10 protein-coding genes are annotated in these 12178 nt (G+C 69.2%); 4 read left to right on the forward strand and 6 right to left on the reverse strand.

Going from position 1 to position 12178, the window contains the following annotated elements; genetic code table 11:
• Both B0W88_RS24505 and gyrA read right to left on the reverse strand, forming a co-directional pair.
• On the reverse strand, positions 1-580 hold a 580-nt coding region (locus tag B0W88_RS24505; protein ID WP_158080936.1), incomplete at its 3' end, for a DUF2059 domain-containing protein.
• 15 nt (positions 581-595) lie between these two features.
• The gene (gyrA, locus tag B0W88_RS24510) at positions 596-3226 is read right to left on the reverse strand and encodes a DNA gyrase subunit A (RefSeq protein ID WP_077037236.1); all 2631 of its coding nucleotides are present in this window, start codon (positions 3224-3226) and stop codon (positions 596-598) included.
• A 272-nt stretch (positions 3227-3498) separates the two neighbouring features.
• Here gyrA and ompA point away from each other — a divergent pair, with 272 nt between their 5' ends.
• The 4 genes from ompA to B0W88_RS24530 all read left to right on the forward strand — a co-directional run bounded on the left by ompA (position 3499) and on the right by B0W88_RS24530 (position 6609).
• Positions 3499-4161 (forward strand): outer membrane protein OmpA, encoded by a 663-nt coding sequence (gene ompA / locus B0W88_RS24515; protein WP_077037237.1) that lies wholly within the window; start codon positions 3499-3501, stop codon positions 4159-4161.
• 150 nt (positions 4162-4311) lie between these two features.
• On the forward strand, positions 4312-5181 hold the full coding sequence (locus B0W88_RS24520; protein ID WP_083749042.1) for a DNA ligase: 870 nt from the start codon (positions 4312-4314) through the stop codon (positions 5179-5181).
• A gap of 77 nt (positions 5182-5258) precedes the next feature.
• Entirely contained in the window at positions 5259-6218 is a 960-nt protein-coding gene (locus B0W88_RS24525) for a sensor domain-containing diguanylate cyclase (RefSeq protein WP_077037238.1), read from the forward strand.
• 91 nt (positions 6219-6309) lie between these two features.
• Positions 6310-6609: a hypothetical protein gene (locus B0W88_RS24530; RefSeq protein ID WP_077037239.1), complete on the forward strand. Its 300-nt coding sequence runs from the start codon at positions 6310-6312 to the stop codon at positions 6607-6609.
• A gap of 17 nt (positions 6610-6626) precedes the next feature.
• Here the strand turns inward: B0W88_RS24530 and B0W88_RS24535 are convergent, their stop codons facing one another.
• The 4 genes from B0W88_RS24535 to B0W88_RS24550 all read right to left on the reverse strand — a co-directional run bounded on the left by B0W88_RS24535 (position 6627) and on the right by B0W88_RS24550 (position 12100).
• Positions 6627-7259 carry a sensor histidine kinase KdpD gene (locus B0W88_RS24535; RefSeq protein WP_077037240.1) on the reverse strand — a complete coding sequence of 211 codons (633 nt, stop codon included), beginning with the start codon at positions 7257-7259 and terminating at the stop codon, positions 6627-6629.
• A gap of 16 nt (positions 7260-7275) precedes the next feature.
• On the reverse strand, positions 7276-8895 hold the full coding sequence (locus B0W88_RS24540; protein ID WP_077037241.1) for a response regulator: 1620 nt from the start codon (positions 8893-8895) through the stop codon (positions 7276-7278).
• 63 nt (positions 8896-8958) lie between these two features.
• Complete coding sequence (mltB, locus tag B0W88_RS24545; RefSeq protein WP_077037242.1) at positions 8959-10035, reverse strand: lytic murein transglycosylase B; 1077 nt, start codon at positions 10033-10035, stop codon at positions 8959-8961.
• Positions 10019-12100 carry a DUF3488 and transglutaminase-like domain-containing protein gene (locus B0W88_RS24550; RefSeq protein ID WP_077037243.1) on the reverse strand — a complete coding sequence of 694 codons (2082 nt, stop codon included), beginning with the start codon at positions 12098-12100 and terminating at the stop codon, positions 10019-10021. Before B0W88_RS24550 ends, mltB begins: the two co-directional genes overlap by 17 nt.
• Positions 12101-12178 lie beyond the last annotated feature (78 nt).

The raw sequence follows: 12178 nt of genomic DNA on the forward strand, positions 1-12178 counted from the left end.
CGGGGGGCGGCGTCGAGGCGCCGGCGGTCGGCTTCGGCGTGATGCCCAGCTGCTTGGCGATGCTGGCCTCCAGCGCGTGGTACTTGGGCTCCAGCGTCGGCTTGGCGTCCGCGAACATCTTCGGGCCGATGCCGTTGCTCATCTCGATCGCGGCCTGCTGCAGCTTCTTGCTGGTGGGCGATTCCAGCCAGGCGATCGTCTGCTTCAGGTCGTCCTCGGTGAAGCGCTCGTCCAGGATCGGGGTCCAGGTCGGGCCGGCCAGCTTCTGGCCGCGGTTCTTCAGCTCGGCGGCGGAGTCCTCACCGAACTTGTTGACTTCGGCCTGGATGCCCTTGGCCAGCGCCTCGCGCTTGTCGGCCGGCTGCTGGGCCAGCGCCTGGCTGACGCCCTGGGCCAGCGGCGTCAGCATCTGCTGCACCAGCATCTTGGAGATGTTCTCGATGCCGGGCTGCTGGAGCGCGATCACCTTGTTGATCAGGGCCAGCTTGCTCGGAGTGATCGCCGGGGCCGAGGCCGCCTGTGCGAAGGCGCCCGAGGCAGCGAGGAACAGCGAGGCAGCGATCAGGCTTTTCTTCATCATCGTCATGGTCTGGGGTCAATCCTTGGTGGCGTCATCGGCAACATCGCTGCCGTCGTCGGGGTTGGAGGAGCCGTCCGCGGCATCGTTCTCGACGATGCGCTGCAGGCCGGAGAGCTTGGCGCCGTCGTCCAGGGCAATCAGCGTGACCCCCTGGGTGGCGCGGCCGAGTTCACGGATCTCCGACACGCGGGTGCGCACCAGCACGCCCTTGTCGGTGATCAGCATGATCTCGTCGTCCGCATGCACGAGCGTGGCGGCCACGACCCGGCCGTTGCGCTCGCTCTGCTGGATCGCAATCATGCCCTTGGTGCCGCGGCCATGACGGGTGTATTCGGTAATCGCTGTGCGCTTGCCGTAACCGTTCTCGGTGGCGGTCAGCACGCTCTGGCTCTCGTCCTCGGCCACCAGCATGGCGATCAGGCGCTGGTCCGGCTCCAGCATCATGCCGCGCACGCCGCGGGCGGTGCGGCCCATCGGGCGCACGTCGTCCTCGTCGAATCGCACGGCCTTGCCGCCGTCGCTGAACAGCATCACGTCGTGCTTGCCGTCGGTCAGCGCGGCGCCGATCAGGTGGTCGCCTTCATCCAGGTCCACCGAGATGATGCCGGCCTTGCGCGGATTGCTGAAGTCCTTCAGCGAGGTCTTCTTGACCGTGCCCATGGCGGTGGCCATGAAGATGAAGTGATCCTCGGGGAAGCTGCGGAACTCGCCGGTCAGCGGCAGCACGACGGTGATCTTCTCGTCCTGCTGCAGCGGGAACATGTTGACGATCGGCTTGCCGCGCGAGTTGCGCGAGCCCTGCGGCACCTCCCACACCTTCAGCCAGTAGACGCGGCCGCGGTTGGAGAAGCACAGGATCCAGTCGTGCGTGTTGGCGATGAAGAGCTGGTCGATCCAGTCGTCTTCCTTGGTCTGCGTGGCCTGCTTGCCGCGGCCGCCGCGGCGCTGGGCGCGGTACTCGCCGAGCGCCTGGCTCTTGATGTAGCCGGTGTGGGAGAGCGTCACGACCATGTCGGTCGGCGTGATCAGGTCTTCGGTGCCGAGTTCCTGCGCGTTGTGCTCGATCACCGAGCGGCGCGCGCCTTCCTTGGTCTGGCCGAATTCCTGGCGGACCTTGATCAGCTCCTCGCCGATGATGACGGTGACGCGCTCGGGCTTGGCCAGGATGTCCAGCAGGTCGGCGATCTCGGACATCACGTCGCGGTACTCGCCGACGATCTTGTCCTGCTCCAGGCCGGTCAGGCGCTGCAGGCGCATCTGCAGGATCTCGCTGGCCTGGTCGTCGGAGAGGCGGTACAGGCCGTCTTCCTGCATGCCGTAGTTGGCGGGCAGGCCCTCGGGGCGGTAGGCCTCGCGGCCGCCTTCGACGCGGCTGAGCATCTCGCGCACCAGGCCCGAGTCCCAGCTCTTGCTCATCAGCGCGGCCTTGGCGACCGGCGGCGTCGGCGATTCCTTGATCGTCTGGATGAAGTCGTCGATATTGGCCAGCGCCACGGCCAGGCCTTCCAGCACGTGGCCGCGCTCGCGCGCCTTGCGCAGCTCGAACACCGTGCGGCGGGTGACCACCTCGCGGCGATGCTCCAGGAAGACGGTGACCAGGTCCTTCAGGTTGCAGAGCTTGGGCTGGCCGTCGATCAGGGCCACCATGTTCATGCCGAAGCTGTCCTGCAGCTGGGTCTGCTTGTAGAGGTTGTTCAGGACAACCTCGGGCACCTCGCCGCGCTTGAGCTCGATCACCACGCGCATGCCGGACTTGTCCGACTCGTCCTGGATATGGCTGATGCCCTCGATCTTCTTCTCGTGAACCAGTTCGGCGATGCGTTCCAGCAGCGTCTTCTTGTTCACCTGGTAGGGAATCTCGTCGACGATGATGGCCTGGCGAGCGCCCCTGTCGATATCCTCGAAATGGACCTTGGCGCGCATCACCACCTTGCCGCGGCCGGTGCGATAACCATCGCGCACGCCCGAGAGGCCGTAGATGATGCCGGCGGTCGGGAAATCCGGCGCCGGGATGATTTCCATCAGCTCGTCGATCGAGCAGTCCGGGTTTTTCAGCGCATGCAGGCAGGCGTCGACGGTCTCGTTCAGGTTATGCGGCGGGATATTCGTCGCCATACCCACGGCAATACCCGAAGAACCGTTCACCAGCAGATTCGGCAGGCGCGCTGGCAAAACCAGCGGTTCCTGGTGGCTGCCGTCATAGTTGGGCCCGAAATCGACGGTTTCCTTGTCGATATCGGCCAGCATTTCGTGGGCGATCTTGTCGAGGCGAATTTCGGTATATCGCATCGCCGCGGCGTTATCGCCGTCGATGGAGCCGAAATTACCCTGGCCGTCGATCAGCATGTGCCGCAGGCTGAAAGGCTGGGCCATGCGGACGATGGTGTCGTAAATCGCCGAGTCGCCGTGCGGGTGGTATTTACCCATCGTTTCACCCACCGCCTGTGCCGACTTGCGGTACTTGGCGTTGTAGGTGTTGCCCATCTCGTTCATCGCGAACAGCACGCGGCGATGGACCGGCTTCAGGCCGTCGCGGGCGTCTGGCAGGGCGCGGCCCACGATCACGCTCATCGCGTAGTCGAGGTAGGACCGCCGCATCTCCTCTTCGAGGCTGATCGGCAGGGTTTCTTTGGCGAACTGGGTCATGGGGTGCGAAGGCGCCGCCGGCGTGCGCGCGCCAGCGTCGATTGAGACGGACCTGCGATTCTAGGGCCACGCTGCTGTAGCAGCCGAACAACATCCTTCCGGGGTGCGCCCCGATGCGCCGCCCACAATGCAAAACAGTCACAGACCCCGTGGCACAATCGTCGAGTCCCTAGGAGAAACCCGTATGTGTTTGTTACAGCGCGGTCTCCGAAGGTTTCGTTCGAGTACTTGGAATTTGCAGGGCAACTGCAGCCATCCTTGAGAGGAGAATCATGAAGAAACTGACCCGCGTCGCGACCCTGGTTTCCGTCGCCGCCGCTGCTGCCTTTGCAGCTTCGGGCGCTATGGCCCAGCAGACCATCGACAACTGGCGTTCGACCGACGGCACCGTCTGGAAGAACGGCACCAACGAACTGTGCTGGCGCGATGCCTTCTGGACCCCGGCCACGGCCGCTCCTGGTTGCGACGGCGAGATCAAGCCGGCGCCGAAGGTCGAAGCCCCGGTCGCCCCGCCGCCCGCTCCGGTTGCCCCGCCGGTCGAAGCCCCGAAGGCCCCGCCGGCTCCGGCGCCTGTCGTCAGCGAGAAGGTCACCTTCGCTGCTGACGCCTTCTTCGACTTCGACAAGGCCGTCCTGAAGCCCGAAGGCATTGCCAAGCTGGATGACCTGGTCGCCAAGACCGGTGGCATCGCCCTGGAAGTCATCATCGCCGTGGGTCACACCGACTCCGTCGGCACCGATGCCTACAACCAGAAGCTGTCGGTCCGCCGCGCTGAAGCCGTCAAGGCCTACCTGGTGAGCAAGGGCGTGGAGAAGAACCGCGTCTACACCGAAGGCAAGGGCGAGAAGCAGCCGGTCGCGGACAACAAGACCGCCGAAGGCCGCGCCAAGAACCGCCGCGTCGAGATCGAAGTGGTCGGCACGCGCAACAAGTAAGCACAAGACCGCTTACGCCGGCCGGGCTCAGGCCCGGCTCGTGTCAAGCCCCGTTCTGGCGATGCCGAACGGGGCTTTTTTACGCCTGCCGCATGGCTCGTGCTTCTCAGAATTTCCGCCGGCAATACCGCCGGCCAGGAGCTTCTCGAGATGCACAAACGTCAATTCACCCACGCTGCCGCGCTGCTGGCGGCGGGTCTTGCCGCCGGGCCGTGGCGCCTGGCCCGAAGCCGCAGCGCCGCGGGCGACGGGGTGCCACCACTGCTGCTGGCCCTGAAGGCGCCGGACGTCATCGACCCCGGCCGCTACCTGGTCAGCGAGAAATACGACGGCGTCCGCGCCTTCTGGGATGGCCGGCGCATGTTCACGCGACAGGGCCAGCCCATCGCCATGCCGGCGGCCATTGCGGCGCTGCTGCCGGCGAGCGCCTTGGATGGCGAACTGTGGATGGGCCGCGGCCGCTTCGAGGCGGCGTCGGCTGCGGTACGGCGGCACGAGCCCGCCGCCGCCGAATGGGCAGGGCTGAGCTACATGGTCTTCGAGCTGCCCGGGGCGCCAGGCACTTTCGAGCAGCGTCATGCCGCGTTGCGCGAACTGTCGGTGGTGTCGCGCTGGCCGGGTCTGCAAGTGGTGCCGCAGTCGCGGGTGTCGAGCCGAAGCGAGCTGGATCGCCTGCTCGCCGCCACCGTTGCTGCCGGCGGCGAAGGCCTGATGCTCCACGAGGCCGCCGCGCCCTACGTCAGCGGCCGCAGCGAGGTGCTGCTGAAGCTGAAGCCGCTGGACGACGACGAGGCCGTCGTCCTCGCCCATGTCCCCGGCGATGGTCGCCTGCAAGGGTTGATGGGCGCGCTGTCGGTCCGCAACGCCGCCGGCCGCGTATTCCGCATCGGCAGCGGCTTCAGCGAGGCCCAGCGCCGCGCGCCGCCAGCGGTCGGCGCCATCATCACCTACCGCTACCGCGGCCTGACCAGCACCGGCCTGCCGCGCTTCGCCACCTTCCTGCGCCAGGCGGAGCCTTGAACAGCGTGCGTTTCGGGTTTTTCGAGTAGCCGAAGTAAGGGACACCTGCCATAGTCGCTTCGTCGCAGGAGAAGCTGATGCAGCAAGCCACGCCCCCCGAACAGAAGAACACCAACAACGCAGTTGCCGATTCCGCCCAGACCCAGACCCGGCTGGCGACCCTGATGGCCCGCAGCCCGACGGCGACCGGTTTCACCCATGCGGGCCGCTTCACGCTGGCCAGCGACGCGCTGAACCACCTGTTCGGCTACGGAGACGACAGCGACCTCGCCGGTGTCGAGATCCGCAGCGTGCAGGTCTCCGACGCCGCCCATGCCGGACTGCAGGAGCGCATGGCCGCAGCCTTCGCGGCCGGCCGCCCGCTGGACGAGGAGATCGAATGCGTGCGCCGTGAAGGCAGCCGCTTCTGGGGCCGCCTGCAGGCCAGCCCGCTGGACTGGCAGGCGCTCGACGGCGAGGTGCTGTGGATCGTCGACGACGTCACCGCCGCGCGCCAGGCCCGCCTGCAGCCGACCTGGACCGCCAAGCACGACACCCTGACCGAGCTGGCCAACCGGCGCGAGTTCGAGCGCCGCCTGTCCTTCCACGTCGGCAGCCGCCGCAGCGAGCCGGTGTCGGTGCTGTGGGTGGACGTGGACAAGTTCGGCGAGATCATCCGCACGATGGGCGGCGAGGTGGGCGACCATTTCCTCTATGGCCTCGGCCAGTTGCTGATCACCAAGGTGCGCGCCTCCGACTTGGTGGCACGGATGGAGGACGACCACTTCGCCATCCTGCTGCCCGACTGCGACCTGCACTATGCCGAGATCGTGGCCGACAAGATGCGCGCCGCCGTGGCCGGCTACCGGCTGCGCTGGGGCCTGCACCGCACCCGGGTGAAGGCCTGCATCGGCGTCGTGCAGCTCCACGAGACGCTGGAGACGGTGGACGCCGTGCTGGGGGCCGGCGCGCTGGCCTGCGCCGAGGCCAAGGCCGCCGGCGGCGACAGCGTGCGGGTGTTCGTTTCCTCCGGCGGTTACGAGCAGCTGGTGGTCTGATACCCCATAACGCCAAGAATTGACGGTAAATATGGCGGGTAGTTACCGCCCAGTTTGACCGTTAGGCCCGATATCGGCGATCATCAGGCCCATGACCATCGAGCTGTCCACCGCGCTGTCCGGCCTTTCCGCGGCCAACGAGCGGCTGCGCGCGTCGGCCGGCAACATCGCCCGGCTCTCCACCGGCAACAACGCCCAGCGCGAGCAGGTGGACCAGGCGACGATCGAGGGCGGCGGCGTGTCGACCACCTCGCGCATCGTCAACCAGCCGGTCGAGGCCAACAACGAGATCGTCGAACAGCAATCGGCCACCTACAGCTACGTCGCCAACCTGAAGGTGCTGCAGACCCAGTTGCGCGCCGAAGGCTCGCTGCTCGACATCCACGTCTGAGTGCAGTATCGCTGCCGCTAGGGCAGATGCAGCTCGAAGATCGCGCCGCCCGCACGATCGTTCTTCAACACGCTCCACCCCTGCACGCCGTGGTTGCGGTGCGCGCGTGCCACGGCCTCGCACAGGCGCAGGCCCAGGCCGGTCGATGAAGCGCCCGGCGTCGACTGCACGCCCGGCCCGTCGTCGCGCACATAGAAGCACAGGCCCTGCGCCTGCTGGGTCACGCCCAGCGTGATGCGCGTGCCGGCGAAGCGCAGCGCGTTGTACATGGCCGAGTCCAGCGCCAGCAGCACCAGGTAGCGGTCGTAGAACCAGAAGTCCGGGGCCTGGGCCGCATCGGTGCACACCTCGATGCGTCCGCCGGCGAGGGCCTGCGCGTCGGCCTGCAGTTCGTCCAGCAGCAGTGCGGGCGTGTCCTCCCGCGCCTCGGCGCGCAGGCCGCCGGGGTCGGCGGCGCGGCGCAGCGTCAGGTACTCGACCAGCTTGTGGGTGATGTGGCCGGCCTGCTCGCCGGCCAGCAGCGCGTGGTTCCGGGCCTCGTCGGGCAGGTCCAGTGCGTTGAGCTTGGCCAGCTCGCTGGCGAGGATGGCCAGCCGGTTCTTGACGTCGTGGATGACGGCGGCATCGAGCTGCGTGCTGTCCAGGCTCATGGGCGGTGGCGAGGGTTCACAGGGCACCGACGCGCTCGCGGAAGAACTTGCGCGCCGCCGCGACGCGGTCGTGGTCCGGGTTGCTGCTTTCCAGCCGGTCGAGCAGCGCGCGGGCGCGATCGGCATGCTCGCTGGCCGACCCGAGCCGGGTCATCGCGATCAGGTGCAGGGTGCACAGCTCGATCAGCACGCTGAAGTGCTGCGGCGACTGCGCCAGCGCCGCCTCGCCGATCTCCAGCGCGCGTGCCAGGTCGCCGCTGCGCTTGGCTGCCTGCAGCTGCTGCAGCGAGCCCTCCAGCACCTTGCCCGCGGCCATCACCTGCTCGCGCAACTCGGCCTCGCGGGCGGTGCCGGCGGCGGCCCGCATCGCAGCGGCCAGCATCATCGGGCGGTCGCTGTTGTTGCGCGCCACCTCCGAGATCAGCTGCTGGCCGAAGTCCTCCTGCCCGGTCGACAGCGCGGTGCGGGCCAGCAGCAGCTTGCCGCTCTCGTCCAGCTCCACCTCGCCGGCATGGGCTTTCAGCTCGTTCATCAGCTCGGCCGCGGCCGCTGCGTTGCCGAGCTTGCCCTGCGCCTGCGCCGACAGCGCCTTGGCCAGGTACTGGGTGTTGGCCTGGTTCGGGAAGCGCTTGGCCAGTTCGCCCGCCAGGCCCAGCGCCTTCTGCGGGTCGCCGGCATTGACCAGCGCCTGCGCCAGCAGCAGCGACTCGCCCGGCGTGGGCACCACCGCATGGCGGCTCTTGGCCACGGCCGACTCCAGCGCCTTCACGGCCAGCTCGTTGTCGCCGGCCGTCAGCGCCACCGAGCCGAGCTTGAGCTTGCGCTTGGCATTGGGCACCAGGTCGGCCACCTTGCGAGCCAGCTCCAGCGCCTCGTCCTGGTCGCCGCGGTCCTCGGCGATCTCCAGCAGCGTGTCGTAGGCCGCGGCGAAGGCGGGCTGGTCGAAGGTGAGCCGCTTCAGCTGCTTGTGCGCCTCCTCGGCCTTGCCCATCGCGCGCAGCGCCTGCGCATGGCCCAGCTGCGCCCAGGCGAGTTCGGAGTTCATCGCCAGCGCGCGTTCGTAGACCTCGCGTGCATCTTCGAAGCGGGCCAGCCGCATCAGCGCATTGGCCTTGTGCTTGAGCCCTTCGATGCTCAGCGCATCGCGGCGCTCGGCGAACTGCTCGGCCACCGTCAGCACATGCTCCCAGCGCCGCGAATCCACCGCCATCAGCAGCGGTGCCAGCGCCTGCTTGCGGGCGGAGAGCGCCTCGATATAGCGGGACAGCAGCTGGTCGGTGAAAGGCTTGACGATGTAGCCGTCGGGCATGTAGTCGCCGGCGGCGAGGATGTCGCCCTTGAGCGAATTGGCGGTGATGAAGATCCAGGGCACGACCGGTGACAGCAGGTGGCCGCTGCGTGCCGCTTCGAGCAACTGCTGGCCGTCGGTGCCTTCGCCGAGGTTGTAGTCGCTCAGCACGAGGTCGATCATGTCGCTCCTCATCGCGCGCATCGCGTCCTGCGCGTTGGCCGCCATCACGACCGTGCGGATGCCCAGGCGGTACAGCGACTCGCGGATGATCTGCCGCACCTGCTGCTGATCGTCGATCACGAGGACCTTCATCGCCGAAGTGGGCTTCGGCTGTGCTGCGACCATGGGCTCCCTCCACAGTGCACCCGCGCCGGGGCATGGGCGAACTGTAAGGCCAAAGCTTCCCGGTCAGTGCGGCGCCGCGCGCAGCGCCGCGAGGCTGTGGCCCAGCTCGATGACGGCCATCGCGTAGTAGGCCGACCAGTTGTAGCGGGTCAGCACATAGAAGTTTTCGGTCCCGAGCACATAACTGGGTAGTTGAGCGCCGTTCTGCAGCTCGACGACCGCCAGCGGCCCGAAGTGCTCGCGGGCCGCGGCATCTAGCGCCAGGCCGGCCTGCTGCAGCTGGTCGGCGTCGAAGCTGGGCTTGATGTCCGGCGCCAGCAGCATCGCGCGGGCTTCCCGCGGCGGGGCGGCGATGGCGAAATGGGTCGGCATGCCGCGCTTCCAGCCATGCTCGACGAGGAAGTTGGCCACGCTGCCGATCGCGTCGGCCGGGTCGCCCGCGAGATCGACATGGCCGTCGCCGTCGAAGTCGATCGCGTAGCGGTTCCAGCTGCCGGGCATGAACTGCGGCAGGCCCATCGCGCCGGCGAAGGAGCCCTTGACGCTGAACGGGTCCAGGCCCTCGCGGCGGCACAGGGCCAGGAATTCGCCCAGCTCGGCGCGGAAGAAGCCGCTGCGGTCGCTGCGGCCGGCGGGGAAGTCGAAGGCCAGCGTGGACAGCGCGTCCACCACGCGGAAGCCGCCCATGATGCGACCGTAGAAGGTCTCCACGCCGATCAGGCCGACGATCAACTCCGCCGGCACGCCGAAGCGCTGCTCGGCCTGTTCCAGCGCCGCGGCGTTGGACTCCCAGAAGGCCAGGCCAGCCTGCAGCCGGCGCGGCTCGACGAAGCGGGCGCGGTAGGCCGACCAGTCCTTGGCCGCGCCGGGCGGCGCCGGCATGATCAGCCGCTGCACCACCGGCAGCGACTGGGCCTGGGCGAGCTGGGCCTGCAGCTCGGCGGCATCCCATCCGCGGGTGGCGGCCAGCTCGGCGGCGAAGGCCATCACGTCGGCGCGCGGGCCGAAGGCGTGGCCCGGCTTGTCTTTCGTGACCGCAGGCGGCTTGTGGGGTCGGGTCTTGTGCGTGGCCGCCGACGCGGCGGCCACGGCCAGCAGCAGGGTCACCAGGGCGAGGGCGGAACTACGACGGTACGGCATCAGGGAGGGTATCGGAAGCGGACTGCCTGCGCAGCATACGGCCTGCGGCGCGGAAGGATTTCAACCAGCGCCGGCGCGCGCCCCGGCCCGGGGGCGTTCCGCCGGCATAACGTTCACGTTCCAGTGACAGCAGCAGCGCCGCCAGCGGGGCTGCGCGCTCGCCGTGGCGCTGCATCAGCAGCGCGGCCCAGCGGCCCGGGCCCTGGTGCGCGGCGGCTTCGCTGACGCCCAGCCGATGCAGCTCGCGCAGCAGCTGGCCGCGCAGCCTCGTCCAGGCGTCGTGCGGGCGGGCCTGCCACATCGCGGCGCCGGCGCCGGCGAGCGTCAGCAGCGCGATCAGGCCGGCGCTGATCTGGCCCAGCGCCACCCAGTCCGGCTGCGCCACGCCCAGTTGCTTCATCAGCTCGAACTGGTTCTGTCGCGAGTAGTTCAGCACCAGTTGCTGCCAGCGGTTGTCCAGGGTCTCCCAGGCGCTTCTCAGGCCGCCCCAGACCGCGGGGCTGAGCTGTTCCAGCGCGCCCGGCGCGGGGCGCAGCGCGCGGCCCAGGTTGACCCGCTCCGGCGCGACGGCGGCGGTCGGGTCGGCGCGCAGCCAGCCGCGGCCCGGCGCCCAGTACTCGGCCCAGGCGTGGGCATTGCTGTTGCGGACGATCCACCAGCCATCCTGCGGCAGCGGGTCCACGCCCTGGAAGCCGGTGACGACGCGGGCCGGCACGCCCATCGCCCGCATCACCACGACGAAGGCCGCCGCGAAGTGCTCGCAGAAGCCCAGCCGCCGGTCGAACCAGAACTCGTCGATGACGTCGGGCGTGAGCTCGCCGTAGCGGCCGGGCGAGAGGGTGTAGGTGAAGTCGGCGCTGGCGATGTGGCGCATCACCGCGGCGGCGAGGGCGGCCGGGCGCTCGCCGTCGTCCAGCGCGGCGAAGCGCGGTTCGGCGCGCAGCGCGCCGGCCCAGGCGAGCGTGCGCGGGTTGCGGCCGGGCGGCAGCTCCAGGTCGGCACGGCGTACGACGGCGGCCTCGTCGATCCCGGCCTGGTAGTCGGGGTAGGCCTCGGCCTCCAGGCGCAGCCGCTCGGTGATCGGTCGCGGCGCGGACCAGCGCAGGTCGCCCTCGCGGCGCAGCGTCAGCGTTCCGCCTTCGAGGTTCAGCTGTGAGCCGACGGGCTGGGGGCTCATCTCCAGCAGCGGCAGCAGCCGCAGCCGCAGCGGCTCCATCGTCAGCTCGTAGCGCAGCGGCCGGCCCTGCACCTGCAGCGTCCGGCTCAGGCCGGCATCGAGACCCGGCCGCCAGCTGCGGCCATCGAAGCGCGACAGCACCGGCCCGCGGAAGTACAGGGCCTTCAGCGGCGGCGGGCCGTCGCGGCCGATGAAGCGCAGCCGCATCGCGATGCTCTCGTCGTTGGCGATCTCGGACATGCCGCCGAAGTCCAGCTGGTTGGACAGGCCCGTCTTGCCCACCGCCTCGGACGGGATGCCCCACAGCGGCGCGATGCGCGGGAACAGCAGGAACAGCAGCAGCATCACTGGCAGGCCCAGCGCGGTGGTGCGGGCCGCATGGCGCGCCGCCAGCGCCAGGCTGGGCTGGCCCACCGGCATCTGCGCCAGCACGACGGCCGTCAGCAGCGCCCACACCGCGCCAAGCATCCACAGCGCCGACAGCAGCGACTGCGAGTACAGGAAGTGCGTCAGCACCAGGAAGAAGCCGAGGAAGAAGATCACGAAGGCGTCGCGTCGCGCCCGCAGCTCCAGCGTCTTCAGCGCCAGCAGCATGGTCACCAGCGTGATGCCGGCCTCGCGGTTGATCAGGCTGCGGTGGCTCAGCCAGGTGAGGCCCACGCAGGCCACCAGCACCAGCGTCAGCGTGGGGCGCGAGGGCAGCGGGTCACCGCGCAGCGCCACCGCGGCGCGCCAGCCCAGCACCAGCAGCACGACGGCGGTGGCCCAGGCCGGCAGGTGGCCGGCGTGCGGCAGGGCGATGGCGGCGACGGCCAGCAGCAGGAACAAGGTGTCCCGCGTGTCGCGAGACAGGCGGGCGAGGGCGGCCGGCACCGCGGGCAGCTTCATCACGCGCCTCCCGGTGCGAGGGCCAACTGCTCCAGGCACAGCTGCCGATGGGCCGCACCCAGCGCGGGCTCCCAGCTC

It is taken from the genome of Pelomonas sp. KK5 (assembly GCF_001984095.1).
Taxonomy (GTDB): domain Bacteria; phylum Pseudomonadota; class Gammaproteobacteria; order Burkholderiales; family Burkholderiaceae_C; genus KK5.

Bases quoted from the DNA above. Each gene is read 5' to 3' on its own strand.
- B0W88_RS24535 (WP_077037240.1), bottom strand. From the start codon at position 7,259: ATGAGCCTGGACAGCACGCAGCTCGATGCCGCCGTCATCCACGACGTC.
- B0W88_RS24540 (WP_077037241.1), bottom strand. From the start codon at position 8,895: ATGGTCGCAGCACAGCCGAAGCCCACTTCGGCGATGAAGGTCCTCGTG.
- B0W88_RS24525 (WP_077037238.1), top strand. From the start codon at position 5,259: ATGCAGCAAGCCACGCCCCCCGAACAGAAGAACACCAACAACGCAGTT.
- B0W88_RS24530 (WP_077037239.1), top strand. From the start codon at position 6,310: ATGACCATCGAGCTGTCCACCGCGCTGTCCGGCCTTTCCGCGGCCAAC.
- B0W88_RS24550 (WP_077037243.1), bottom strand. From the start codon at position 12,100: ATGAAGCTGCCCGCGGTGCCGGCCGCCCTCGCCCGCCTGTCTCGCGAC.
- B0W88_RS24520 (WP_083749042.1), top strand. From the start codon at position 4,312: ATGCACAAACGTCAATTCACCCACGCTGCCGCGCTGCTGGCGGCGGGT.
- gyrA (WP_077037236.1), bottom strand. From the start codon at position 3,226: ATGACCCAGTTCGCCAAAGAAACCCTGCCGATCAGCCTCGAAGAGGAG.
- mltB (WP_077037242.1), bottom strand. From the start codon at position 10,035: ATGCCGTACCGTCGTAGTTCCGCCCTCGCCCTGGTGACCCTGCTGCTG.
- ompA (WP_077037237.1), top strand. From the start codon at position 3,499: ATGAAGAAACTGACCCGCGTCGCGACCCTGGTTTCCGTCGCCGCCGCT.